At 70.9% G+C, this 22,959-nt stretch carries 25 protein-coding genes; 19 read left to right on the top strand and 6 right to left on the bottom strand.

The window, feature by feature from the left end:
* The first annotated feature begins 46 nt into the window (after positions 1–46).
* From cpaB to FCH28_RS28840, 12 genes are all read left to right on the top strand, one after another.
* Positions 47–763 carry a Flp pilus assembly protein CpaB gene (gene cpaB, locus FCH28_RS28885; protein WP_136743095.1) on the top strand — a complete coding sequence of 239 codons (717 nt, stop codon included), beginning with the start codon at positions 47–49 and terminating at the stop codon, positions 761–763.
* Between the two features lie 13 nt (positions 764–776).
* Positions 777–2,231, top strand: coding sequence for a CpaE/TadZ family protein (locus FCH28_RS28880; RefSeq protein WP_246103307.1), 1,455 nt, complete (start codon positions 777–779; stop codon positions 2,229–2,231).
* Positions 2,232–2,633, top strand: a complete 402-nt coding sequence (locus tag FCH28_RS39445) for a TadE family protein (RefSeq protein WP_246103305.1) — start codon at positions 2,232–2,234, stop codon at positions 2,631–2,633.
* Positions 2,630–3,172 carry a TadE/TadG family type IV pilus assembly protein gene (locus FCH28_RS28875; RefSeq protein ID WP_342781676.1) on the top strand — a complete coding sequence of 181 codons (543 nt, stop codon included), beginning with the start codon at positions 2,630–2,632 and terminating at the stop codon, positions 3,170–3,172. The genes FCH28_RS39445 and FCH28_RS28875 overlap by 4 nt, the downstream gene beginning before the upstream one ends.
* Positions 3,169–4,509, top strand: a complete 1,341-nt coding sequence (locus FCH28_RS28870; protein ID WP_136743094.1) for a TadA family conjugal transfer-associated ATPase — start codon at positions 3,169–3,171, stop codon at positions 4,507–4,509. The genes FCH28_RS28875 and FCH28_RS28870 overlap by 4 nt, the downstream gene beginning before the upstream one ends.
* Positions 4,506–5,495: a type II secretion system F family protein gene (locus FCH28_RS28865; RefSeq protein ID WP_136743093.1), complete on the top strand. Its 990-nt coding sequence runs from the start codon at positions 4,506–4,508 to the stop codon at positions 5,493–5,495. The genes FCH28_RS28870 and FCH28_RS28865 overlap by 4 nt, the downstream gene beginning before the upstream one ends.
* Positions 5,496–5,516: 21 nt before the next feature.
* On the top strand, positions 5,517–6,416 hold the full coding sequence (locus FCH28_RS28860; RefSeq protein ID WP_136743092.1) for a DUF5936 domain-containing protein: 900 nt from the start codon (positions 5,517–5,519) through the stop codon (positions 6,414–6,416).
* Positions 6,417–6,419: 3 nt separating this feature from the next.
* Positions 6,420–6,860 (top strand): hypothetical protein, encoded by a 441-nt coding sequence (locus FCH28_RS28855; RefSeq protein ID WP_136743091.1) that lies wholly within the window; start codon positions 6,420–6,422, stop codon positions 6,858–6,860.
* A gap of 355 nt (positions 6,861–7,215) precedes the next feature.
* Positions 7,216–7,398 (top strand): hypothetical protein, encoded by a 183-nt coding sequence (locus FCH28_RS38310; RefSeq protein ID WP_169314265.1) that lies wholly within the window; start codon positions 7,216–7,218, stop codon positions 7,396–7,398.
* Between the two features lie 23 nt (positions 7,399–7,421).
* Entirely contained in the window at positions 7,422–8,147 is a 726-nt protein-coding gene (locus tag FCH28_RS28850; protein ID WP_136743176.1) for a pilus assembly protein TadG-related protein, read from the top strand.
* Positions 8,148–8,203: 56 nt separating this feature from the next.
* On the top strand, positions 8,204–8,791 hold the full coding sequence (locus FCH28_RS28845) for a hypothetical protein (RefSeq protein WP_136743090.1): 588 nt from the start codon (positions 8,204–8,206) through the stop codon (positions 8,789–8,791).
* Between the two features lie 8 nt (positions 8,792–8,799).
* Positions 8,800–9,465 (top strand): OmpA family protein, encoded by a 666-nt coding sequence (locus FCH28_RS28840; protein ID WP_136743089.1) that lies wholly within the window; start codon positions 8,800–8,802, stop codon positions 9,463–9,465.
* Between the two features lie 86 nt (positions 9,466–9,551).
* On the opposite strand, the gene FCH28_RS28835 is transcribed toward FCH28_RS28840, so the two are convergent.
* Together FCH28_RS28835 and FCH28_RS28830 are read right to left on the bottom strand one after the other, a co-directional pair.
* On the bottom strand, positions 9,552–10,442 hold the full coding sequence (locus FCH28_RS28835; protein ID WP_136743088.1) for a D-alanyl-D-alanine carboxypeptidase family protein: 891 nt from the start codon (positions 10,440–10,442) through the stop codon (positions 9,552–9,554).
* 211 nt (positions 10,443–10,653) lie between these two features.
* Positions 10,654–11,928, bottom strand: coding sequence for an MFS transporter (locus FCH28_RS28830; RefSeq protein WP_136743087.1), 1,275 nt, complete (start codon positions 11,926–11,928; stop codon positions 10,654–10,656).
* An 81-nt stretch (positions 11,929–12,009) separates the two neighbouring features.
* Here FCH28_RS28830 and FCH28_RS28825 point away from each other — a divergent pair, with 81 nt between their 5' ends.
* A complete protein-coding gene (locus FCH28_RS28825) occupies positions 12,010–12,441 on the top strand; it encodes a helix-turn-helix domain-containing protein (RefSeq protein WP_246103303.1) in 432 nt (143 codons plus the stop codon).
* A 104-nt stretch (positions 12,442–12,545) separates the two neighbouring features.
* On the opposite strand, the gene FCH28_RS28820 is transcribed toward FCH28_RS28825, so the two are convergent.
* Positions 12,546–12,902, bottom strand: coding sequence for a DUF192 domain-containing protein (locus tag FCH28_RS28820; RefSeq protein WP_136743086.1), 357 nt, complete (start codon positions 12,900–12,902; stop codon positions 12,546–12,548).
* 40 nt (positions 12,903–12,942) lie between these two features.
* Between FCH28_RS28820 and FCH28_RS28815 the strand changes: the two genes are divergently transcribed.
* A complete protein-coding gene (locus tag FCH28_RS28815; RefSeq protein ID WP_136743085.1) occupies positions 12,943–13,680 on the top strand; it encodes a prepilin peptidase in 738 nt (245 codons plus the stop codon).
* A gap of 262 nt (positions 13,681–13,942) precedes the next feature.
* On the opposite strand, the gene mgrA is transcribed toward FCH28_RS28815, so the two are convergent.
* Positions 13,943–14,977 carry an L-glyceraldehyde 3-phosphate reductase gene (gene mgrA / locus FCH28_RS28810; protein ID WP_136743084.1) on the bottom strand — a complete coding sequence of 345 codons (1,035 nt, stop codon included), beginning with the start codon at positions 14,975–14,977 and terminating at the stop codon, positions 13,943–13,945.
* Between the two features lie 124 nt (positions 14,978–15,101).
* On the opposite strand from mgrA, the gene FCH28_RS28805 reads away from it, so the two are divergent.
* The 4 genes from FCH28_RS28805 to FCH28_RS28790 all read left to right on the top strand — a co-directional run bounded on the left by FCH28_RS28805 (position 15,102) and on the right by FCH28_RS28790 (position 20,633).
* On the top strand, positions 15,102–15,899 hold the full coding sequence (locus tag FCH28_RS28805) for an isoprenyl transferase (RefSeq protein ID WP_136743083.1): 798 nt from the start codon (positions 15,102–15,104) through the stop codon (positions 15,897–15,899).
* Positions 15,900–16,527: 628 nt separating this feature from the next.
* Positions 16,528–17,859, top strand: coding sequence for an RNA 5'-3' helicase PhoH2 (phoH2, locus tag FCH28_RS28800; RefSeq protein WP_136743082.1), 1,332 nt, complete (start codon positions 16,528–16,530; stop codon positions 17,857–17,859).
* A gap of 428 nt (positions 17,860–18,287) precedes the next feature.
* Positions 18,288–18,983: an aggregation-promoting factor C-terminal-like domain-containing protein gene (locus FCH28_RS28795; protein WP_136743081.1), complete on the top strand. Its 696-nt coding sequence runs from the start codon at positions 18,288–18,290 to the stop codon at positions 18,981–18,983.
* Positions 18,984–19,118: 135 nt separating this feature from the next.
* Positions 19,119–20,633, top strand: a complete 1,515-nt coding sequence (locus FCH28_RS28790) for an AI-2E family transporter (protein WP_136743080.1) — start codon at positions 19,119–19,121, stop codon at positions 20,631–20,633.
* Positions 20,634–20,738: 105 nt separating this feature from the next.
* Here the strand turns inward: FCH28_RS28790 and FCH28_RS28785 are convergent, their stop codons facing one another.
* Positions 20,739–21,272, bottom strand: coding sequence for an alkyl hydroperoxide reductase (locus FCH28_RS28785; RefSeq protein WP_136743079.1), 534 nt, complete (start codon positions 21,270–21,272; stop codon positions 20,739–20,741).
* Between the two features lie 11 nt (positions 21,273–21,283).
* The gene (locus FCH28_RS28780; protein ID WP_136743078.1) at positions 21,284–21,838 is read right to left on the bottom strand and encodes a peroxiredoxin; all 555 of its coding nucleotides are present in this window, start codon (positions 21,836–21,838) and stop codon (positions 21,284–21,286) included.
* 155 nt (positions 21,839–21,993) lie between these two features.
* Here FCH28_RS28780 and FCH28_RS28775 point away from each other — a divergent pair, with 155 nt between their 5' ends.
* Entirely contained in the window at positions 21,994–22,956 is a 963-nt protein-coding gene (locus tag FCH28_RS28775) for a hydrogen peroxide-inducible genes activator (protein ID WP_136743077.1), read from the top strand.
* Positions 22,957–22,959: the final 3 nt, after the last annotated feature.

Here is a 22,959-nt window from a genome sequence, read left to right as displayed (position 1 = left end):
CCCCCCGTCCGTCCTCCCTCCCCGTCCCGATCGAGGTCCCTCCCCCATGAACTCACGCCAGCGCCGCGGAGCGATCCTGCTGCTCCTGTCGGTCCTCTGTGCGGTCGGCGCGTTCGTCGGCGTGCTGTCGGTGATCAAGAACGTCGAGTCCAAGGTCGGTCCGGAGAAGACGGCGTACCGGCTGAAGGCCGATGTCGCGGCCTATAAAGCGCTGGATCCCGGGCAGTTCGAAAAGGTGCGGATGCCGGAGCGGTGGCTGCCGCCCACCGCCGTGACCGACCTGGACGAGGTCAGCGGCAAGATCGCGGTGACCCCGCTGAAGAAGGGGTCGCTGCTCCAGGACGACATGATCGTCGAGCGTCCTGCGCTGAAGGCCGGACAGCAGGAGATCGCCATCATGATCGACGCCGCCACCGGTGTGGCCGGCAAGATCAACCCCGGCGCCCGGGTGAACATCTACGCCACGTTCGAGGGCAAGCGCGCGGAGGACAAACCGGTCTCCAAGGTCATCGTCGCCGGCGCCCAGGTCATCGACGTCGGCAAGCTGACGCCGCTGGAGGCCAAGGACCCCGGCGACACCACACCGGGCCGTCCGGGCGGCGAGGCCGTCCCGATCACCTTCGCGCTGGACACCCGGGACGCCCAACGGGTCGCCTACGCCGAGTCGTTCGCCTCCCACGTACGGCTCGCCCTGCTCGCCCCCGGCGACGCGGCCGCCATCCCGCCCGCCGAGCGCACCTACACGCTCGACGGCGACAAGTGAGCTGGAGGCACAGGTGACCATCCGCATCCTCCCGGCCGTCGGCGACCCCGACGCCGCGCGCACCGTGTCCGCGCTGCTCAGCCAGCTGCCGGACGCCGAGCCCGCGCCCGCCGTCGCCGACTCCACCGCGCTGCTGGGCGCCCTGGCGGCCGCCACCGCGCAGGGCGGCGCCGCGGGCCAGGCCACCCCTCCGGCGCCCGCCGTCGAAGGGCTCCCCGAGGTCGTCCTGGTCCATGAACGGATCGGCCCGGTCCCGGCGTTGGAGCTGATCCGCGAGGTGGCGCTGCGCTTCCCCGCCGTCGGCGTGGTCCTGATCACCGCCGACGCCGGACCGGCGCTGTTCTCCGCGGCGATGGACGCGGGCGCCCGCGGCATCGTCGGCCTGCCGCTGGGTTACGAGGAGCTGGCCGCCCGGGTGCAGGCCGCCGCCCAGTGGTCGGCGGGCGTACGGGTCCACCTGGGGGGCGGCGCCGACGCACCCCCAGGGCCGACCGGCACGCTGGTGACCGTGACCGGCGCGAAGGGCGGCGTCGGCACCACGGTCACCGCCGTCCAGCTGGCGCTGGCCTCGCGCGCCGCGGGCCGCAGCGTCGCGCTGGTGGACATGGACCTCCAGTCCGGCGATGTCGCCTCCTATCTGGACGTCCAGTTCCGCCGCTCCATCGTCGACCTGGCCGGAATCCAGGACATCTCCGTACGGGTCCTCCAGGACGCGGTGCACGACCACCACACCGGCCTCGGCCTGCTGCTGGGGCCTGAGGAGGGCGAGCGCGGCGAGGAGGTCGACGACCGGGCCGCCCGCCAGATCGTCACCGCGCTGCGCTCCCGCTACGAACTGGTGATCGTCGACTGCGGCTCGCAGATGCAGTCCGCGAACGCCGCGGCCGTCGAACTCGCCGATGTGGCGCTGCTGGTGACCACCCCGGACGTGGTGGCCGTACGCGCCGCCAAGCGTCAGGTGCGGCTCTGGGACCGGCTGCAGATCCGTAAGGCGGCGGACACCACGACGGTCGTCAACCGCCTCACCCGCAACACCGAGATCCAGCCTCCGCTGGTCGCGAAGGCCACCGGCACCCAGGTGGCCAGGACGACCGTGCCGGCCGCCTTCAAGGAGCTCCAGCCGTGTGTCGACGCGGGCAGGATGCAGGACCTCGACGGCCGGTCGACGGTCAAGGAGGCGCTGTGGGCGCTGGCCGGGGAGCTGGGGCTGGTCGACTCGCCGGCCGCGCGCCAGGGGCGGGGAGGCCACCGGGCGCGTCCGTCGCTGACGGGGCGTAAGCGCAAGGCGATAACGGCGGGCCTGGCTCCCGGACCGGGTGCGGCGCCCGGGGCCGGGGCGGCACCGGGGGCGGCTTCCGGGCCGGCGCCGGGGTCCGGGCCCGGTCCGCGGTTCGGCGCGCGGCGCGGCGGTGCGGCGGCCAAGAGCCCGGGGCCGTTCGACCCGGCCGGTCCGTACGAGGAGCGCTAGATGGGCGGGTCGGCGGTGCGGCGGCCGCTGGGCGGCAGCGACCGGGGCCAGGTCTCGGTGGAGTTCCTGGGGATGCTCCCGCTGATCGCGCTGGTCCTCATCCTGGTCTGGCAGTTCGTCTTGGTCGGCTACACGTACTCACTGGCCGGCAACTCCGCCGACCGGGGTGCCCGCGCCGCCACCGCGACGCAGGGCGGCGGGCCGGGCGCCTGCCGCTCGGCCGCCGAGGACGATCTGCCCGACTCCTGGCGCGGTGGCGCCTCGACCGCCTGCCACACCGAGGCCGGCCTGTGGAAGGCCACGGTCCGGCTCAAGGTCCCGGTGCTCTTTCCCGGTGCGGGCGATTTCCCCTGGACGGTCACCGGCACGGCCGGCGCCGCGGAGGAGGACAGCGGACGATGACGGTGCCGACGACCAGGCCGCCGACGATGACGACGACGATGCCGACGACCAGGACCAAGCCCTCCCGGCTGCGTGGCCGCGGCCGCGACCGGGGCCAGGTCTCCATCGAGTTCCTCGGCTTTCTGCCGATCCTGCTGGTCGTCGCGCTGGCCGTGATCCAGCTGGGCCTCGGCGCGTACGCCGTCCAGCAGGCCGGGACTGGGGCGCGCGCCGCGGCCCGTACCGCCTCGATGGACGAGGCGGACCGCACGGTCGATCCGCAGGCCGCGGGCCGGGCCGCGATGAGCGGCTGGCTCGGCGACGAAGCCACCATCTCGGTGTCCGGCGGCGGCACTTCGGTCCACGCGACCGCCACCGTCCGCATCCCGTCCCTGATCCCCGGCGTCGACTTCGGCTCCGCCCGCCGCAGCGCCACCATGCCGGCGGCGGGGAAGGGCTCTGCGGACGCCCTTGGTGGCGGCCAGCGGACGTACGAAGGAGCTCCCGGAGCACCAGAAGCAACAGGCGCACGAGAAACCCCAGGAGCACCGCTGCGATGAGTCTGAAAGCCCGGATCGTCGCCCCCGAGCCGGCCGGGGAGGCGCGTCAGGACAACCACCTGGTCGCCGTCTACCGCGCCAAGCTGCTCGAAGAGATCGACCTCGCCGAGATGTCCTCGCTGGCCGCCGACGAACGGCGCTCCCGCCTGGAACGCGTCCTCGGCCACATCATCAGCCGCGAGGGACCGGTGCTCTCCACCGCCGAGCGCTCCCAGCTCATCCGCCGGGTGGTGGACGAGGCGCTCGGCCTGGGCGTCCTGGAACCGCTCCTCGAAGACGCCTCGATCACCGAGATCATGGTCAACGGCCCCGACCAGGTGTATGTCGAGCGGTCCGGCCGGGTCGAGCTGGTCCCCGTCCGCTTCGCCTCGCACGAGCAGCTGATGCAGACCATCGAGCGGATCGTCTCCACCGTCAACCGGCGCGTCGACGAGTCGAATCCGATGGTCGACGCCCGCCTGCCGACCGGCGAACGCGTCAATGTCATCATCCCGCCGCTCGCCCTGAACGGCGCCACTCTCACCATCCGCCGCTTCCCCCGCGCCTACACGCTCGCCGAACTCATCGGCATGGGCACCCTCGACGAGCAGATGCTGATGCTGCTGGCGGGGCTGGTGCGCGCCAAGTTCAACGTGGTGGTCTCCGGTGCCACGGGTGCCGGGAAGACGACCCTGCTCAACGCCCTGTCCGGACTGATCCCCGACGGCGAGCGCATCATCACCGTCGAGGACGCCGCCGAACTCCAGCTCCAGCAGACGCATGTCATCCGGCTGGAGTCACGGCCGCCCAACGTCGAGGGCAAGGGCCGGATCACCATCCGCGACCTGGTGCGCAACTCGCTGCGGATGCGCCCCGACCGCATCATCGTCGGCGAGGTGCGCGGCGGCGAGACCCTCGACATGCTCCAGGCGATGTCCACAGGCCACGACGGCTCGCTCGCCACCGTCCACGCCAACAGCGCCGAGGACGCCCTGATGCGGCTCCAGACCCTCGCCTCCATGTCGGACGTCAAGATCCCGTTCGAGGCGCTGCGGGACCAGATCAACAGCGCCGTCGACTGCATCGTCCAGCTCGGCCGGAACGCCGACGGCTCCCGGAGGATCAGCGAGATCGCCATCCTCGACTCGCGCGGCCACGAGGACTACCGGATCGCCACGGTCTGCCGCTTCGACGCCGAACCGATGGGCGCCGACCGTGTCGTGCACGGCCGGTTCCGCTACTTCCCGCTGCCGCGCCGGGTCGCCGAACGCCTCTTCATGGCCAGCGAACCCACTCCGCCCGCCTTCGGCGTCGCGGCCACCGACGACCAACTCGCCACCCGGAAGGCCACCTCATGACCGGCTGGGCCCTGACCACAGCCTCCGGGGGGCCGATCACGGCCACCGGGAACGTCCTCCCCCTCCTGGCCATCGGGGCCACCCTGCTGTGCGGGGTGCTCGCCGTCGCCGGGGCCCGGACCTATGCGGCCGGGCGCGCCCAGCGGCAGGCCGTCGTCGACCGCCTCGCCGACGAGCGCGGGCTGCCGCCGACGGGCAAGCGCCGCCGCTTCCCGTCCGTCGACCGCACCCTGCGCGGCACCCGCTTCGGCCGCCGCCTCGAACTCCGGCTGGCCGCCACCGGCCTGGACGTCACCCCCGGTGAGTTCTTCGTCTACATGCTCGGCACGGTCGTCGCGCTCTGGCTGATCGCGCAGGCCACCCTCGCCCCGTTCTTCGGCCCGATCGCCGCGCTCACCGCCGTATGGGGCGCGTTCGCCTTCCTCAACTGGCAGCACCAGAAGCGCATCGAGAAGTTCATCAACCAGCTCCCCGAACTCTCCCGGATCCTCGCCAACGCCACCCAGGCCGGGCTGGCGTTGCGTACCGCGCTGGGCATGGCCGCCGAGGAACTGGAGGCCCCCGCGGGCGAGGAACTGGCCAAGGTCTCCGACAAGCTCGCCGTCGGCCACTCCATCGACGAGGCCCTGGGCGAACTCGCCGAACGCCTCCCGTCCCGCGAACTCGTCGTCCTCGTCACCACGTTGGTGCTCTCCCACCGCGCCGGCGGCACCGTCGTCGGCTCGCTCCGCAATCTCACCAAGACGCTGGAGGAGCGCAAGGAGACCCGGCGCGAGGTCCGCACCCAGCTCTCCCAGGTCGTCGTCACGGCCTATGTCGTCCCGCTGCTCGGCATCGGCACCCTGCTGCTGATGAACCGGATCGCACCGGGCGCCATCGACCGGATGACCTCCTCCTTCCTCGGCCAGCTCGCGGTCGTCGTAGCCTTCGGCCTCTACGGGCTCGGCTTCTTCTTCATCCGCCGCCTCGCCAAAATCGACGTCTAGGTGTCAGGTACAGATATGGGAATGGGAACAGGGACAGGGGTCCTTCTGGCCCTCGCCTTCGCACTCTCGGTCGGCGGCATCTTCGGCGGGATCGCCCTCTACCGCCGCGAGGCCAGACTCCCGCCCGACCTCGCGCTGTCCCTGGAGGTCGGCTCGACGCGTACGACGGCCGTCGGCTCGGCGGTGGACCGCACCGGTATGCGCTACGCGCCGCTCGTACTACGGCTGATGGGCGACAAGCGCGTAGCCCGGGTACGGCGCCGGATCGACCTGGCCGGCAACCCCGGCGGTCTGACGGTGGACCGCTACGCCGCCCGGCGTGCCGTCTACGGGGCCCTCGGCTTCTTCGGCGCGCTGGTGATGTTCCTGCGCGATCAGCCGGTACTCGGCGTTCTCATGGTGCTGTTCGGCCTTTTCTGGACCGAGGTCGGGATCTGGGCCGCGATCCGCCAGCGCAAGGACACCATCGAACGCACCCTTCCGGACTTCCTGGACGTGCTGGCCGTCGTCGTCAGCGCGGGCCTCGGATTCCGCCAGGCGCTGGACCGGGTCGCGGAGAAGTACGAAGGCCCCTGGGCCGACGAACTCCGGATCACCCTCCGCCAGATGGACATGGGCGTCAGCCGCCGTATCGCCTTCGAGGAGCTGCGCAAACGCAACGACTCCGAACAGGTCGCCCAGTTCGTGACGGCCCTTCAGCAGGGCGAGGAACTGGGTTCCCCGATCGTCGAGACCCTCATCCAGATCGCCAACGACATGCGGCGCACCGACGCACAGAACGCCCGCCGGCGCGCCGCCCGCGCGGTCCCCAAGGCCACGATGGTGATCACCACCTTTATGGTTCCGGCCACAATGATCCTGCTGATCGCCGGGTTCTTCCTGGGCTCGGGCACCAACTTCGGCTCGCTGATGGGCGACTGACCGATGGCGCCACCCGACACCGCGGTCCCGCCCTCCCCGTCCTGGCGCCGCTGGACCGGCCTCGGCGTGCCCGCCCTGGTCCTCCTGGGCTTCGGAGCCAGCCTCCTGCTCGTCACCGCGTTCGCCTCCGACACCTACCAGGACGGTCACTACCTCGGCCCTTCCTTGCGGATGCACATCACCGCGTGGACCGGTCTGGCCTGCGGTCTCGCGGCGCCCGCGCTGTATGCCGCACTACGCCGCCGGGCGGTCCGCCGCGGCTGGTCGCCGGACGCCTCGCGGGCCTCCGGAATCGCCCTGGCCTGCCTGTCCCTGGGCTTGCTGGCACTGCTCTTCGAGGCCTTCGGGGTCTGGACGCTCTACGCCCCGGACCCGGCCGGCGGCAACGACTTCTCGGGGCTGTCGCACGCCCTCGCCGGCGCGGTACCGTACCCGGCCGGATGAGGACGCTGTGTGCCCCGCTTCTCGCCAACGCCTTCGCAGGAGCAACGAGTTGTGCCACAGTGGGTTCCTGGCGGCCTCTCCCGCACCGCGGTGCGGGCGGGCCGGCCGGTCCGTCGAGGTGTCGGAGTGCTGGATGGTCCCGGAGGGGGAACGGGGGTGGTCGGGGTGCGGCTGAGTGGCCGAAACGTACCGTTGGCCCGACAATTCACTTGCCCGACAGAGGATGAGGTTCGGAATCCCTGTTCCGGGAACCCTGTTCCGGCGTACTTTTCTCGTGTCAAGAGCGCTGACCTACGCGCCGACACCACGGGGGCAGACCAGCCGATCCAGCCGGACCAGAGCGGGACGGCCGCCGATGAAGGGGAAGATGATGGCGAAGCGACGGATTTTGGGGAACGACCGGGGACAGACCTCGATCGAATACCTCGGCATCATCGCGGTGGTCGTGGCGATCGTCCTTGTCCTGTCGACTACGGACTTCGGCAGCCAGATCGCGCATGCGATCTCCGACAAGATCTCCGAAGTCGTCGGCATCTGACCGCCACTACGGCCGTGGCGGTCATCACCGTGCGCCGTGGCCGGCGCGACACCGGGCAGGCCTTTCCGCTCTACATCGTGGCGGTCGGGGGCCTGCTCTTTCTTGCGCTCGCGTTCTTCGCCGTCGGGCAGGCGGCGGCGACCCGCAACGGTGCGCAGACGGCTGCCGACGCGGCCGCGCTCGCCGCGGGCCAGAAGTACCGCGATCTGCTGGGCAAGGGCTTCCTGGACGCCATCCGCGACGGCGATGACACGGGCGACGGCGGCGGAACGAGCTGGGAGGACCTGCTGAACGGGCGCGGTATGCCCTCGGAAGCGGCCTGCGACAACGCGGAGTGGTTCGCCGGGCGCAACGACGCGTCCGTCACGGCCTGCACCCCGGATTCGTGGCCCACCTCCTTCGCTGTCACGATCAGGACCCGTAACACCGTGGGTGATTCGGTGATTCCGGGCACCGAGAACAAGCACGCGTCGGCCGAGGCCAAGGCGGTCGTCGCACCCCGCTGCACCCTCGATCCCGCCCCACCGGACGAGGGCAAGGGCGGCGGAAAGCACGGCACGGAAGGCAAGAGAGGTAAGGAAGGCGGGAGCAGTAAGGGCGGCAAGGACGACGAGGGGGGTAAGGGCAAGGGCGACAAGCCGGCGCCCATCGGGATCACCTGCGACGGTAAGCAGTGGACACTCGACCCCGAGGACCTCCACGATCTTCCCGACGCGGCCGACCTGTTCGCCGTACGCCTCGCACACTGACCGGCCCCATGTCCGACCCCCCACCCGAGCAGTCGACGATCAAAGGAATCGCATCCATGAACATTCGGCGCACCACGAAGGCCGCCAAGGGAGCGGTCGCCATGGCGAGCGCTGTCGGCCTGGCTCTCGTCGTGGCCGGCTGTGGTGGCGGCGACGGCGGGGGGCGGGCGACGGACGGCAAGAAGCCGCCGGCCGCCAGCGGCACCGCCCCGAAGGAGACCGGCCCCGGCACCCCGGCGGCTGACTCCGCCCAGGTCATCGGTGAGATGAAGGGGCCGGACGGGATCGTCGTCACGCTGCACTCCGTCGTCCGTGACACCGGCGGCTTCGTCACGGTGAACGGCACCGTGACCAACCGGGGCAGCCGGGTCTTCAACGCCATCGACTGGCGCTCCAATGAGACGGAGATGCAGTCCCGTTCCTCGATCTCCGGGGCGACTCTCGTCGACAAGGCCGGGAAGAAGCGGTATCTGGTGCTGCGCGACACCAACGGGGAGTGTCTGTGCACCACCGGCCTCAGCGGACTACGGCCGGGAGCCAGCAGCCCCATATTCGCGCAGTTCCCGGCGCCGCCCGCCAAGGTGACCGAGGTCGACTTCCAGTTGCCGACCATGCCGCCGGCCTCCGTGCAGATCACGGATTGAGCGGGCCGATGACCGCGACGCAGATCACCCATGCCATCCGGGCGTCCCGTGCCGCCCGCGCGTCCCGTACGGCCGGCACCGTCGCCGCGGCGCTGCTGCTGACCGCGGCGCTGACCGCCCCCGGGGCCCAGGCCGACCCCTCGGCCCAGGCCGCCGACCCGCCCGGCCTGGTCGAGGACTCCACTCCGCCGGTCCGTATCGACCCGAGCGACCCCGATCTCAGGATGGTGCAGGGCGCCAAGCTCGCCCCGTCCAAGGTGCTCAACATCAAGTCCATCGTCGAGACCGACGACGGTTCCGAGCGGCGCCAGGACACCAACGACAATGTGACCTTCGCGCTCCAGGCCGAGGTGCTCTTCGGCAAGGACAGCGCCAAGCTGTCGTCGGACGCGCTGTCGCGGATCGCCGCCATCGCCGCCGAGGCCAAGAAGCAGAACGCGAACAGCCTGCGGGTCTTCGGCTTCACCGACAATCTCGGCTCGGCCGGGCACGGGCTGGTCCTGTCGAAGGACCGGGCCAATGCCGTGCAGCGGGAGCTGGCCAAGGACCTCGGCTCATCGGTCACGTTCGAGATCCGCGGTTACGGCGAGCAGTACCCGATCGCCGACAACGCCACCGAAGAGGGTCGGAAGAAGAACCGCCGGGTCGAGGTCAGCTTCCCGCGCGCCGGGTAGCGCCAGGACGGCCGCGGTCTCCAGAAACGAAGGGGCCCGCTCGCGACCGGGTGTCGCGAGCGGGCCCCTGCATGTCCCGGGCCGGGCTACTTCTTGAAGCCGTAGTCCATCAGCTTCTTGGCGTCCGCGGTGCGGTTGGCCACCGAGGTGGACGCGAGGACCGTGCCGATGACCGTCTTGCCGTTCCGGGTGGCGGCGAAGACCAGGCAGTACTTGGCCTCCGGGCCGGAACCGGTCTTGACGCCGATGGTGCCGGAGTAGCTGCCGAGCAGGGCGTTGGTGTTGGTCCACTCCATGTAGCGATAGCCACCGTTCTTCGTGGTGACCTTCTGCTTGGTGGACTTCGTCTTCACGACCGAACGGAACGTGGAGTACTTCATCGCGTTGCTGGCGAGCTTGGTCAGATCGCGCGGCGTCGAGTAGTTCGCGCCGTGCCCGATGCCGTCGAACGAGTCGAAGTGCGTGTTCGTCAGGCCGAGGTTCTTGGCGGTGGTGTTCATCTTGCCGATGAACGACTTCACGCGCGCTTCCCGCGTGGAGCCGGTGCCGAACTTGTCGGCCAGCGCGTACGCGGCGTCGCAGCCGGACGGCAGCATCAGGCCGTACAGCAGCTGACGGACCGTGACCTTGTCGCCGACGATGAGCCGGGCCGAGGAGGCCCAGTCGTTGTCGACGATGTAGTCGCTGTACGCCTTCTGGACGGTGACCTTGGAATCCAGGTCGAGGTTCTTCTCGGCGAGCACCACCCGGGCTGTCATGATCTTGGTGGTGGAGCCGGTGGAACGACGGGTGTCGGCGGCCTTGGTGTAGAGGGTCTTCCCGGTGCCGTCGTTCATCACATAGCCGCCCTTGGCGGCGATCGTGGGCGTCGCGGGCGCGGCGGCCTGCGCCGGAGCGGTGAACGCCCCGGCCGTCAGGACGGCTCCCGTGGTGATCGCGACCGCGGTCGCACGACGCATCCCTGTCATGCCGATCATGCCGATCTTCAAAATAAGTACTCCAAACGCCCCTGCGTTGCGGCGACATGAGCGCGCCGCTTGGTCATGAGACGCGTGGGGCGGGCGAATGGATGTGCGTCGGGCGGAGATTTTGGAGATTTTGCGATCCGGAGACGGAACGGGCGGGGCCGGTCGGCCCAGCCCGTCACGGCCCCGCCCGCCACCGTGCGTCCCCCTCACCGCGCCCGTCTCACCGTGTGTCCCCGCCCCGTACCGCCACCACGGCCGCGCCCGCGATCGCGAGGGCGGCGACGGCGAGGCCGAAGACGGTGGCGCCCGCGGAGAGCCCGATGGCGTCGCTGAGGTAGCCGTCGGCCACCGGGAGGGCTCCGGCGAGTGCGTAACCGCCCGCGTTGAGGGCCGCGTTGGCCTCCGCGCGGCGGGTGGCCGCGACCTCCCGGCTCAGCAGGGTCAGGCCGCCCAGCTGGCCCGCGCCCTGGCCCGCGCCGGCCAGCAGGGCGGCCGCGATCAGCGGGCCGAGCGAGGCCGTGTGGACGGCCGCGACCAGGGCCGAGGTGCCGGCCAGGGTGGCCGCGCCGGACACCAGCAGGATCGTGCGGACCGCCAGGCGTCGCACCGCGAACTGCACGCCGGTGGCGGTCAGGAACATCGCCAGCGCCAGCGCGCCCGCCACCGTGCGGTTCGTCGTACCGAGCAGACCGGCCAGCAGGGACGGACCGAGCGAGAGGACGAAGGCCGTGGCGCTGATGCCGGGGGCGAACGCGGCGAGACCGAGGGCGAGATGACGGCGGTTGGCCCGGGGGACGGCCGGCAGCCGCACCCAGGCGCCGGGCTCCCGGCCGGCTGCCGTGCGACGTCGCCGGGGCAGCGGCATCCGGGCCACCACCGCCAGCGCCGTCACCAGCAACACGGCTTCGACGGCGAAGACCGTCACGGTCGGGGCGGGCGCGGTCTCCGACAGCACCCCGGCCAGTACGGGGCCGATGCCGGCGCCCAGGACCATCGCCGTGGACGCCAGCAGCGGGCCGAGCCGGCGTCCGGCCGCGATGTCCGTGACGGCGGCCATTCCGGCCGATACGGCGGCGCCGGTGGCCAGGCCGGTCAGTAACCGGGCGGTGGCGAGGGCGGCCACCGAGGGCGCGGTCGCGTAGATGAGGCAGGCGGCGAGGGCCACGAGCAGCGCCGGGACCAGGACGGGCTTGCGGCCGATGCGGTCCGAGGCGACGCCCGCGAACGTCAGCGCGCCGAGCAGGCCGACCACGTAGGCGGCGTAGATCAGGGTCAGGGTGCCGGAGCCGAAGCCGATCCGGTGCTGCCACACCGCGTAGAGGGGCATGGCCGCGTTCGACAGGATGAAGATCGCGACCACCGGCCAGGCGGCGAACCAGATCTCCCGGACGGGCGGTGTTCCGGTCGGCGGGTCCGGTCGCTGCGCCGCCGGGGCGGGCGTCTGGTCGGTGCCATGGGTCCGGGATACGGGTGGCGCGGTCCGGGCTTCGGGCATAGGGGTCCCCTCCTCCTCCGGCTTGTACGAGTTACTTCGTACAAGCAGTACGAGAAGATTCGTACAGGGACTCGCAGTACGATGCAAGTCGTACTGGTGGTGTCGTCGTCGGGAGGGGTGCTCGGAATGCCGGCCGGAGCGCGATCGAAGGCAGGTGCGCGGCCCCGCTTCGCCGCGCGGTGGGACGTACCGGACGACGCGCCCGAGCCGCTGCCCGAACCGGGGCGTGCGGCGCTGCGCCTGGAAGTCGTCATGGGCGCGCTGAGCGACCCGCTGCGGATGCGGATCGTGCGCACCCTCCTGCTGGAGTCCGAGGCGTTCGACCACACCTGCGGCTGGTTCGGCTTCGACCGCCCCAAGTCGTCGCTCACCCACCACTTCCGCACGCTCCGGGAGGCGGGTCTGATCCGGCAGCGGCAGTACGGCCTGGAACGGCGCAGCCATGTCCGCGTCGACGATCTGGAGGCGCGGTTCCCCGGCCTGCTGGCACTGGTGGCCGACTGGGAGGGGTGAGGGTGGCAGGGGCGTTGGCGGCCCAACTCGCGCTCTGTCAGGGCCCGTTGTTGCCCTTGGTCGCCGCGCGCCCTACGCCACCCTGCATCGCCGCGCGCCCTACCTCACCGGACGCCCGTGGTCACCGTCACCCGCAGCCCCGGGCGCAGGCCCCAGCGCGCCATCGCGCCCGCCTCCGCCTCCAGGACGTGCCGCGCGCGGAGGCGGGGGAGCCCCATCCGTCCGGGTGGCATGGTGCGGACGGCGAGCACGGTGAAGTCGCGGCGCAGGTAGGCCACATCGATGGCGAACCGCATCCGGAAGGTGTGCACGCCGCTCGCCGGCGTCAGCAGCAGCGCGCCCTCGATGCCCTCGCGGCCCAGCAGACCGCGCGTGCGCGCCCCGTAGGAGGCCGCGATCTCCACCGGAATCTCCACATCCGCCCCGTGCAGGACCCCCGGACCGTTCTCCCAACGCGCCATGCGCAGCGTTTTATCAGCTCCCTCGTTCTAGGGTCGACGGGTGTCCCTGCTGCTGATCGTTCTCGCCGCCGCCTACGGGGCCGCGGCCGGGCTGCTCATACCGCGGCCCGCCCACCGGATGGCCGTCGAGCCCGAGGAGGAGTGGCGCGCGGTCTGTCCCGGGGGGCATGCGATCACCGGGGTGGCGCGGGGCTGGCTGGGCCGGGGGCGCTGCCCGGACTGCGGGGCGTTCGGGCCGCGCGCGCTGCCGACGGCCGCGGCCACCTCTCTGGCGTGCGCGGCCCTGGCGGCGGCGACCGGCGCGCGCCCCGAACTCGCCGCCTGGCTGGTGGCGGCGCCGGCCGCGGTGCTGCTGGCGGCCGTCGACTGGCGGGTGCGCCGCCTCCCGGACGAGCTGACGCTGCCGCTCGCGGCCGTACTGGCGGGGGCGCTGGGGCTCGTCGGATGGCTGACGGGGGAGCCGGGCGCGTGGCGGCGGGCGCTGCTGGGCGGCCTCGTCCTCGGCGCGTTCTATCTGCTGCTGTTCGTCGTCAACCCGGCGGGCATCGGCCTGGGGGACGTCAAGCTGGCGGTGGGGCTCGGGGTCGCCCTTGGGTGGTACGGCTGGCGCACGGTCGTCGCCGGCGGCGCGGCCGGGGTGCTGGCCGGGGCCCTGTACGGAGCCGGGCTGCTGCTCACGCGACGCCTGCGGCGAGCGGAGCCGAACACCGCCATGCCGCTCGGACCATTCATGATCATTGGGGCGTTCGGCGGCCTCCTCCTGGGCGCCACGGCCTGACCCGCACCGGCGGACCGTGATCCACCCGCCGCCCGCCGAGAACCCCGCCCCCGCCCCGAGCCACGCCGCGATCCGGCCGATGCACGCAGCACACCGCCCACGGGGTTATGGTGGAAACCCCCCCTCGGGCCGGTCCGTATCCCCCCCACGGACCGGCCCGCTTTTTTGTGCCGTGGGAACGCCGGGGGAACGCCGTGGCACGAGGCCCCTGGGCCCGTCCGGCAAGGCAGGGGCGGAAAGGCCCTGGCCCAGCGGACAGCCGCTACCGCCGCGCCCAGATGTTCACACCCTCCGTCGACTTCGCGAACTCGTCGATCTCGGCCAGCTCGGTATCGGTGATCTTGGGGGCGTCGAGGGCCGCGATATTGGCCTCCAGCTGGGCGACGCTGCTGGCGCCGATCAGGGCGGAGGTCATCCGCTCGTCGCGCAGCACCCAGCCCAGCGCCAGCTGCGCCAGCGACTGGCCGCGCCGGGCGGCGATCTCATTGAGGCCGCGCAGCCGGCGGACGACGTCGTCCGACAGCAGATCCGGGTCCAGCGACTTGCCCTGCGCGGCGCGCGAGCCCTCCGGGACGCCGTTCAGGTACTTGTCGGTGAGCAGCCCCTGCGCCAGCGGCGCGAAGGAGATACAGCCCATGCCCTCCGTTTCGAGGGTGTCCAGCAGCCCGTCGTCCTCGGTCCAGCGGTTGATCATCGAGTACGACGGCTGGTGGATCAGCGCCGGTACGCCCATCCCGCGCAGAATCCGGGCCGCCTCGCGGGTCTGCTCCGAGTTGTACGACGAGACGCCGGCGTACAGCGCCTTGCCCTGCTGGACCGCGGACGCCAGCGCGCCCATCGTCTCCTCCAGCGGGGTGTCCGGGTCGAATCGGTGCGAGTAGAAAATATCGACGTAATCGACGCCCATCCGCTTCAGCGATGCATCCAGCGACGAGAGGAGATATTTCCGCGATCCCCATTCGCCATAGGGACCGGGACGCATCAGATATCCGGCCTTCGTCGACAGAATCATCTCGTCGCGGTAGGGACGGAAGTCCTGCGCGAAGATCTTCCCGAAGTTCAGCTCCGCGGACCCGGGCGGCGGCCCGTAGTTGTTCGCCAGGTCGAAGTGGGTGACGCCCAGGTCGAAGGCGCGACGGAGAATGGCCCGCTGGGAGGCCAGGGTGCGGTCGTCCCCGAAGTTGTGCCACAGTCCCAGGGAGATAGCGGGGAGTTTGAGACCGCTGCGGCCGGTGCGCCGGTACTCCATGGAGTCATAGCGCGAATCCGCGGCGCGGTAGTCAGATGTGCCAGTCATGCTCATCTCCCTATCACGGAGTTGTGACACACCTGATTGGGTCGTTGATACACCCGAGAAGTAAAGTTGCCCACTTCAGGCGACGGGGCTGACCGCCATCAGGCACGGAGGGGCTGGACCACACATGCTGCGATCTTCCGGGGTGCGCATCCCGTATCCGCCTGCGCTGCGCAATCTGGTCTACCGGCTGTATGCGCGCCGGGTGGAGGGCCGTCTGGATCACACCCAGGTGCCCAAGCACATCGGCGTCATCCTGGACGGCAACCGTCGCTGGGCGCGGGCCGACGGGCGGACCACCGAGCAGGGCCACCAGGCGGGTGCGGACAAGATCACCGAGCTGCTGGGCTGGTGCGGCGAGACCGATGTCGAGGTCGTCACACTCTGGATGCTGTCGACGGACAACCTCGACCGGCCCGAGGCCGAGCTGACCCCGCTGCTGGGGATCATCGAGAACACCGTGCGCGGTCTGGCGGCCGACGGACGCTGGCGGGTGCACCACGTCGGCAACCGCGACCTGCTGCCCACACGCACGCAGAAGGTCCTGAAGGAAGCCGAGCAGGACACCGTCGACAACAAGGGCATCCTGGTGAATGTCGCCGTCGGGTACGGCGGCCGGCAGGAGATCGCGGACGCGGTGCGCTCGCTGCTGCTGGAACACGCCGAGCGGGGCACCTCCTTCGAGGAGCTCGCCGAGATCGTCGACGTCGAGCACATCTCCGAGCACCTCTACACGCGCGGCCAGCCCGACCCTGACCTGGTGATCCGGACCAGCGGCGAGCAGCGGCTCTCGGGCTTCATGCTCTGGCAGAGCGCCCACTCGGAGTACTACTTCTGCGAGGTCTTCTGGCCCGCGTTCCGCAAGGTCGACTTCCTGCGGGCGCTGCGCGACTACGCGGCGCGGCATCGGCGTTACGGGGGCTAGTCGCTGCGCTTGGCCTGGGCCGACTCGGGTCCCGCCGTTTTTTTACTGCCCGCCGTGGGGGTTGCTCGCCGTAGCGCCTGCGGCGGGCTGTTGTTTGTCGGGTGCGGGGCCGGACCGCAGGACTCCGTCCGGCAGTCCGGCCCCTCCCGTGGGTGGGTGGAGGGGCTGAGTGGGGGCGGGCGTCGCGTGTCCGGTTTCGGTGTGATGGCGCTCACAGTGGCCCCCTGACGCACCCTCTGGCCGGCGGCTTCCGGGGGCGGAACGATCACACGTAACCCAAGGTTCATCGAGCGTGTGTCATATGCCGTGGCATGGGGGCGGGGGTTCGAGGGAATATCCCTTCCAGGTCGGCGTCCGGAATCAGACAACGGGCGTCGTATCTCAGCGGACGGCATGGGGCCGTCCGCCCGGGAGGCCCTTTGCACAGCACGGACGTCCGTGCGTACCGCACGGAGGACGCGGAGGGCCGGTGTTCGGCCCGCGCATTGTGGCCAGAACCCGGTCCGGTCTCTAGATGGCCGGGGTTCCCGGGACCGGCGGCAAAAGCCGCAGAAGTCACGGTCCCCGGGAGCACACCGCCCCGCGACGCCGTCGCACCCCAACCTCATCCGAGGGGGTTCGTCCACCCGTGGTGAACAGCAACAAGCGCCGTGAGAACGGCCGGCGCACCTATGTCCTCGACACCAGCGTCCTGCTGGCGGATCCAGGCGCCATGGCCCGCTTCGACGAGCACGAAGTCGTGCTGCCGGTCGTCGTGGTCACGGAGCTGGAGGCCAAGCGTCATCATCCGGAGCTCGGCTACTTCGCCCGCCAGGCGCTACGTCTGCTGGACGAGTACCGGGTGCAGTACGGGCGACTGGACGCCCCCATCCCCATCGGAGGCCTCGGCGGGACGCTCAGGGTCGAACTGAACCACTCCGACCCGGGGATCCTGCCGGCCTCCTTCGTGAATGGCCGGGTCGGGGACAACGACTCGCGGATCCTCGCCGTCGCGCGCAACCTCCAGGCCGAGGGATTCGACGTCACCGTCGTCTCCAAAGATCTGCCCATGCGCATCAAGGCCTCCGCGGTCGGGCTGCTGGCCGAGGAGTACCGGGCCGAGCTGGCGATCACCGACTCCGGCTGGACGGGCATGGCGGAACTGACCGTCGCCCCCGAAGAGGTGGACGATCTGTTCGCCGCGGAGATTGCGCAGGTATCGGACGCTGCCGAACTTCCGGTGCATACCGGACTGGTGCTCCAGTCGGAGCGCGGCAAGGCGCTCGGCAGGGTCACCGCGGAGGGCGCGGTACGGCTGGTGCGCGGCGACCGGGAGGCGTTCGGGATCCACGGCCGCAGCGCGGAGCAGCGGATCGCGCTGGATCTGCTGCTGGACCCCGAGGTCGGGATCGTCTCCATGGGCGGCCGGGCGGGCACGGGCAAGTCGGCGCTGGCGCTGTGCGCGGGGCTGGAGGCCGTACTGGAGCGCCAGCAGCACCGCAAGGTGATGGTCTTCCGGCCGCTGTACGCCGTCGGCGGGCAGGAGCTGGGCTATCTGCCGGGCAGCGAGTCGGAGAAGATGAGCCCCTGGGCGCAGGCCGTGTTCGACACGCTGTCCGCGGTGACCACCAAGGACGTCATCGAAGAGGTGGTGGGGCGCGGCATGTTGGAGGTGCTGCCGCTCACGCACATCCGCGGCCGTTCGCTGCATGACGCGTTCGTCATCGTCGACGAGGCCCAGTCACTGGAGCGGAACGTCCTTCTGACGGTTCTGTCCCGTATCGGGGCCAACTCCCGGGTTGTGCTGACCCATGACGTCGCCCAGCGCGACAACCTCCGCGTCGGGCGGCACGACGGCGTGGTCGCGGTCGTCGAGAAGCTCAAGGGGCACCCGCTTTTCGCCCATATCACCCTCAACCGCTCGGAGCGGTCGCCGATCGCGGCGCTGGTGACCGAAATGCTGGAGGACGGCAGGATCTGACCCGTTGTGAACCCGCGCCGCCCGGCAAAGCGAAGGAGCTTAGCCGGGCGGCGCCAGTGTGCGCAGCGGATATCCGAAAATACCCGGGCGTAAACGAGGTGTGAGCTTTCACACGCAACGGAGAATTGATTCCCGGGCTCTCGTTCGGGCAGAGTCTGGGTCCTGTCAGGCCCCGCATACGGCACCAACACCCTCAGGGGTGCTCCCGGACGTCAATCCGGGGGCGTTGGAACACCCGAACTTCATAGCGAGTCGCCGTATGCCGCCCGAGCACCACGCGGACCCCTCAGGGGACGTACCGGGCCAGTGCCTCCCGTGACCAGTCGGCCCCTCTCGCTCAACCGGGGTCGGAACAAGGGGAGACCAGCGCCAGGGGCACGATTGCGCCCGCGAGGTCACCTATGCGGGCGACGCTGGAAGGAAAACGTGTGAGCCGGATTTCGGTCCGGGGATTCGCCGTGGCGTCCGCCACCGCGGTCACCACCGTCGGCGCCGTTGTCGGCGTTGCGTCGGGCAGCCAGGTATCGGGCGACAGCACCGAGGCCGCTGCCGCAGGCGCCACGATCGCCGACATCCCCGCGGGTCAGCAGGCCCAGGTGCAGACGGCGTCCCTGACGCAGCAGGCGGACGAGCAGTCGACCGCCGCCGACGCCGCGGCCCTCAAGTCCGCGCAGGAGTCGGCACGCAAGGCCGCCGCACAGACCGCGCAGGACAAGAAGGACGCCGCGGAGAAGGCCAAGGCGGAGAAGGAGGCGAAGGAGCGCGAGAAGGAGCTCGCCGCATCCCGCTCCGCCACGCGCGACGCCGACGACTTCCTCGTCAAGGGCTCGTACACGATCGCCGAGACACAGGCCATGGCGCGCCAGATGATGGCCAGCGACCAGTTCCAGTGCTTCAGCAACATCGTGGACCACGAGTCCGGCTGGAACTACCGGGCCACCAACGCGTCCTCGGGTGCGTACGGTCTGGTGCAGGCGCTGCCCGGTTCGAAGATGGCCTCGGCCGGCTCCGACTGGCAGACCAACCCGGCCACGCAGATCAAGTGGGGCCTGAACTACATGAACGACCGCTACGGCAGCCCCTGCGGCGCCTGGTCGTTCTGGCAGGCGAACAGCTGGTACTAGGCCGCTGAGGCCGCGCCGCCAGCAGCACGGAGTTTCCGAAACCCCCGACCGCGCCAGGGTCGGGGGTTTCGCGCATCCGGCACAGGTAACGTCGTGCCGTCAGGTGCGGTGTGCGGGAGGGGAAGAGGAAGCGACATGTCCAGATTGCCTCAGTGGGTCGGCGGCCTCGGCGCCGGTCTGACGCGGCTCTCGCAGCGGCTGGAGGACCAGCGCCGCCGTGCGGAGGCCGCTGCGGCCGTCGGCGACCCGGAAGAGCTGAGGCGTACCGGGGCCGCCGAAGCGCCGTACGGCGCCGGCCTCTCCGGTCCGGGCGGGGCCCGGGTGGCGGCCGGTACGGCGGTGGCCGATGGTACGGGCGGCCCACTCACCCTCACCCAGAAGCGGGTACCGGACGTCGTGGACGGCGTGCCGCGCACCGCGACGGAGGACGCCGCGGCCGCCGGCCCCCGGCCGCCGGACTCGGTGCCCGCACCGCCCTCGTACGCGCCGGCCGTCGCGGCCCGCCCGGATCCCGTCGACGCGGTGCCGTGGGGCGTACGGGTCGCCGCCGAGGTCGGCTGGCGGCTGCTGGTGCTGGCCGGGACGCTGTGGGTGCTGGCGCGGGTCATCACCACCATCGAGCTGGTGGTGCTCTCGTTCACCGCGGCGATGCTGATCACCGCGCTGCTCCAGCCGACCGTGGCATGGCTGCGCAACCGCGGGCTGGCGCGCGGGCTGGCGACCGCGCTGACCTTCATCGGCGGGTTCGTCGTCATGGGTCTGGTCGGCTGGTTCGTGGTGTGGCAGGTCCAGGACAACATCGAGTCGGTCTCCAGCCGTATCCAGGAGGGCATCAGCGAGCTCAAGGGCTGGCTGCTGAAGAGCCCGTTCCATGTGACCGAGAGTCAGATCAACCACATCGCCAAGAACCTCCAGGACGCGATCGGCGCCAACACCGAGGCGATCACCTCGGCCGGCCTGGAGGGCGTCGCCGTCATCTTGGAGGTGTTCACCGGCATCCTGCTGGCGATGTTCACCACGCTGTTCCTGCTCTACGACGGCCGCCGTATCTGGAACTGGGTGCTCAAGCTGGTGCCGGGGGCGGCCCGCGAGGGCGTGGCGGGTGCCGGGCCTCGGGCCTGGCGGACGCTGACCGCCTACGTGCGCGGCACGGTCATCGTCGCCCTGATCGACGCCATCTTCATCGGCATCGGGCTCTGGTTCCTGGATGTGCCGCTGGCCGTCCCGCTGGCCGTCTTCATCTTCCTGTTCGCCTTCATCCCGCTGGTCGGCGCGGTGGTCTCGGGCGCGCTGGCGTGTGTGGTCTCGCTGGTCACCCAGGGCGTCTTCACGTCCCTGATGGTGCTGGCGATCGTGCTGGCCGTGCAGCAGATCGAGGGCCACATCCTGCAGCCCTTCATCCTGGGCCGCGCGGTCCGCGTCCACCCGCTCGCGGTGATCCTGTCGGTCGCCGCCGGCGGTCTGATCGCGGGCATCGGCGGGGCGGTCGTCGCGGTCCCGCTGGTGGCCGTCACCAACACCGTCGTCGGCTATCTGCGTTCGTACTCCCGGGAGCAGGCGCTGCGGATGGCGCCGGAGCCGCGCGGGGCCACGGCGATCGGGGTGGCGCCGACGCGGCCCCGGGTGCGGACCGAACGACCTGAGGAATAGGGGAGTAGGGTCCGCCCGCTCGCCCCGTATCGTCTGGTACACCGACGCACGAAACCCCGCAGACGCGACGTCTGCGGGGCTTTGTGTTCTCTGCTCGCTGCTGGACTACTCGGCGAGTGCGGCCTCGGCGTCCAGGGTGGCGCCGACGGCCTGCAGGACGGCCGCGATCTTGACGGCCTCCTGGATCGTCTCGCGGTCCACACCGGCCTTGCGGAGCACCTGCTCGTGCGAGTCCAGGCACATCCCGCAGCCGTTGATGGCCGAGACGGCCAGCGACCACAGCTCGAAGTCGACCTTGTCCACGCCCGGGTTGCCGATGACGTTCATCCGCAGACCGGCGCGCAGGTTGCCGTACTCCGGGTCCGACAGCAGGTGCCGGGTCCGGTAGAAGACGTTGTTCATCGCCATGACGGCGGCGGCCGACTTGGCGGCGGTGTACGCCTCGGGGGAGAGGTTGGCCTTGGCCTCCGGCTCCAGCTCGCGCAGCACCTTCGGTGAGCGCGAGGCGATCGCGCAGGCCAGGACGGTGCCCCACAGCTGCTGCTGCGGCAGCTCGCTGTTGCCGATGACCGAACCGAGGTTCAGCTTGAGGTCCTTGGCGTAGTCCGGGACCGCGGACTTCAGTTCATTGAGAGCCATGTCGGATCAGCTCACTCGCCCGAGAGGAGCGCGACCGGGTCGAGGGTCTCGTCGCCCTTGGACCAGTTGCAGGGGCACAGCTCGTCGGTCTGCAGGGCGTCCAGAACCCGCAGGACCTCCTTGGGGTTACGGCCGACGGAGCCGGCGGTCACCATGGTGAACTGGATCTCGTTGTTCTGGTCGACGATGAAGACGGCGCGCTGCGCGAAGCCGTCCTCGCCCTCGATGCCCAGGTCGCGCATGAGCTCGTGCTTGGAGTCGGCGAGCATCGGGAAGGGCAGGTCGGTCAGGTCCGGGTGGTCCTTGCGCCAGGCGTGGTGCACGAACTCGGAGTCACCGGAGAAGCCGAGGATCTGCGCGTCGCGGTCGGCGAACTCCTCGTTCAGCTTGCCGAAGGCGGCGATCTCGGTCGGGCACACGAAGGTGAAGTCCTTGGGCCACGCGAAGACGACCTTCCACTTGCCCTCGTAGGTCTTGTGGTTGATCTGCTCGAATTCCTTGCCGGACTCGAGCGAGACGCAGGCGGTCAGGTCGAACTCGGGGAACTTGTCACCGACAGTGAGCACGCGCTCTCCTTGTAGCGGGAGGAAATCCCAACGCTAAGTCCCCTTTTGGGGGTTGGGGGGATTTCCGTGGGGCTTGGACGGGTTACACAGTGCCACAGCAGTCATTGATCAGGGAAATAGCTAGACTGGTTGATGTTGATCGGAGGTGGTTATCAGTGGCGTCCCCAGTGACCCCCGGCGGCCGGGCCCGCCAGCCCAGCCTGGCCCAGCTGCGGGCGTTCGCCGCAGTGGCCGAGTATCTGCACTTCCGCGAGGCGGCGGCCGAGATCGGCATGAGCCAGCCCGCACTGTCCGGCGCGGTCTCCGCGCTGGAGGAAACGCTCGGAGTGCAGCTGCTGGAGCGTACGACGCGCAAGGTGCTGCTGTCCCCGGCGGGGGAGCGGGTGGCGGCCCGCGCGCGTGCGGTCCTGGAAGCGGTCGGTGACCTGATGGAGGAGGCGGAGGCGGCGCGCGCACCGTTCACGGGCGTCCTCAGGCTCGGTGTCATCCCGACCGTCGCGCCCTATCTGCTGCCCACCGTGCTGCGGCTGGTGCACGGCTCGTACCCGGACCTGGACCTCCAGGTGCACGAGGAGCAGACCGCCTCCCTCCTGGACGGCCTGGCGCACGGCCGCCTCGACCTGCTGCTGCTCGCGGTCCCGCTCGGCGTCCCCCAGGTCGCCGAACTCCCGTTGTTCGACGAGGACTTCGTCCTGGTCGCGCCCAAGGAACACTGGCTGGGCGGTCGCGGCGACATCCCCCGGCAGGCGCTGAAGGAGCTGGATCTGCTGCTGCTGGACCAGGGGCACTGCCTGCGTGACCAGGCGCTGGACATCTGCCGGGAGGCGGGCCGCGAGGAGGGGGCGCCGGTGACGACCAGCGCGGCCGGACTGTCGACGCTGGTGCAGCTCGTGGCGGGCGGCCTGGGCGTGACGCTGCTGCCGCGTACGGCCCTGCGGGTGGAGACGGCACGCAACGATCAGCTGACGACCGGCTATTTCGCGGATCCGGCGCCGTCGCGGCGGGTCGCGCTGGCGATGCGCAGCGGGACGGCGCGGCAGCGGGAGTTCGAGGAGTTCGCGGGGGCGCTGCGGGAGGCTATGCGGGGGTTGCCGGTGCGGGTGGTGGAGGGGGGCTGAGGG

Source organism: Streptomyces piniterrae (assembly GCF_005048155.1).
In the GTDB taxonomy this organism is placed as follows: Bacteria; Actinomycetota; Actinomycetes; order Streptomycetales; family Streptomycetaceae; genus Streptomyces; species Streptomyces piniterrae.
Note: the sequence above shows the minus strand (reverse complement) of the source record. Positions and strands in the feature narration are given on the sequence as shown.

Coding starts and splice junctions, on each gene's coding strand:
- cpaB (WP_136743095.1), top strand. CDS start 47: ATGAACTCACGCCAGCGCCGCGGAGCGATCCTGCTGCTCCTGTCGGTC.
- FCH28_RS39445 (WP_246103305.1), top strand. CDS start 2,232: ATGGGCGGGTCGGCGGTGCGGCGGCCGCTGGGCGGCAGCGACCGGGGC.
- FCH28_RS28875 (WP_342781676.1), top strand. CDS start 2,630: ATGACGGTGCCGACGACCAGGCCGCCGACGATGACGACGACGATGCCG.
- FCH28_RS28870 (WP_136743094.1), top strand. CDS start 3,169: ATGAGTCTGAAAGCCCGGATCGTCGCCCCCGAGCCGGCCGGGGAGGCG.
- FCH28_RS28865 (WP_136743093.1), top strand. CDS start 4,506: ATGACCGGCTGGGCCCTGACCACAGCCTCCGGGGGGCCGATCACGGCC.
- FCH28_RS28860 (WP_136743092.1), top strand. CDS start 5,517: ATGGGAACAGGGACAGGGGTCCTTCTGGCCCTCGCCTTCGCACTCTCG.
- FCH28_RS28855 (WP_136743091.1), top strand. CDS start 6,420: ATGGCGCCACCCGACACCGCGGTCCCGCCCTCCCCGTCCTGGCGCCGC.
- FCH28_RS38310 (WP_169314265.1), top strand. CDS start 7,216: ATGAAGGGGAAGATGATGGCGAAGCGACGGATTTTGGGGAACGACCGG.
- FCH28_RS28845 (WP_136743090.1), top strand. CDS start 8,204: ATGAACATTCGGCGCACCACGAAGGCCGCCAAGGGAGCGGTCGCCATG.
- FCH28_RS28840 (WP_136743089.1), top strand. CDS start 8,800: ATGACCGCGACGCAGATCACCCATGCCATCCGGGCGTCCCGTGCCGCC.
- FCH28_RS28835 (WP_136743088.1), bottom strand. CDS start 10,442: ATGATCGGCATGACAGGGATGCGTCGTGCGACCGCGGTCGCGATCACC.
- FCH28_RS28830 (WP_136743087.1), bottom strand. CDS start 11,928: ATGCCCGAAGCCCGGACCGCGCCACCCGTATCCCGGACCCATGGCACC.
- FCH28_RS28825 (WP_246103303.1), top strand. CDS start 12,010: ATGCAAGTCGTACTGGTGGTGTCGTCGTCGGGAGGGGTGCTCGGAATG.
- FCH28_RS28820 (WP_136743086.1), bottom strand. CDS start 12,902: ATGGCGCGTTGGGAGAACGGTCCGGGGGTCCTGCACGGGGCGGATGTG.
- mgrA (WP_136743084.1), bottom strand. CDS start 14,977: ATGACTGGCACATCTGACTACCGCGCCGCGGATTCGCGCTATGACTCC.
- FCH28_RS28805 (WP_136743083.1), top strand. CDS start 15,102: ATGCTGCGATCTTCCGGGGTGCGCATCCCGTATCCGCCTGCGCTGCGC.
- FCH28_RS28790 (WP_136743080.1), top strand. CDS start 19,119: ATGTCCAGATTGCCTCAGTGGGTCGGCGGCCTCGGCGCCGGTCTGACG.
- FCH28_RS28785 (WP_136743079.1), bottom strand. CDS start 21,272: ATGGCTCTCAATGAACTGAAGTCCGCGGTCCCGGACTACGCCAAGGAC.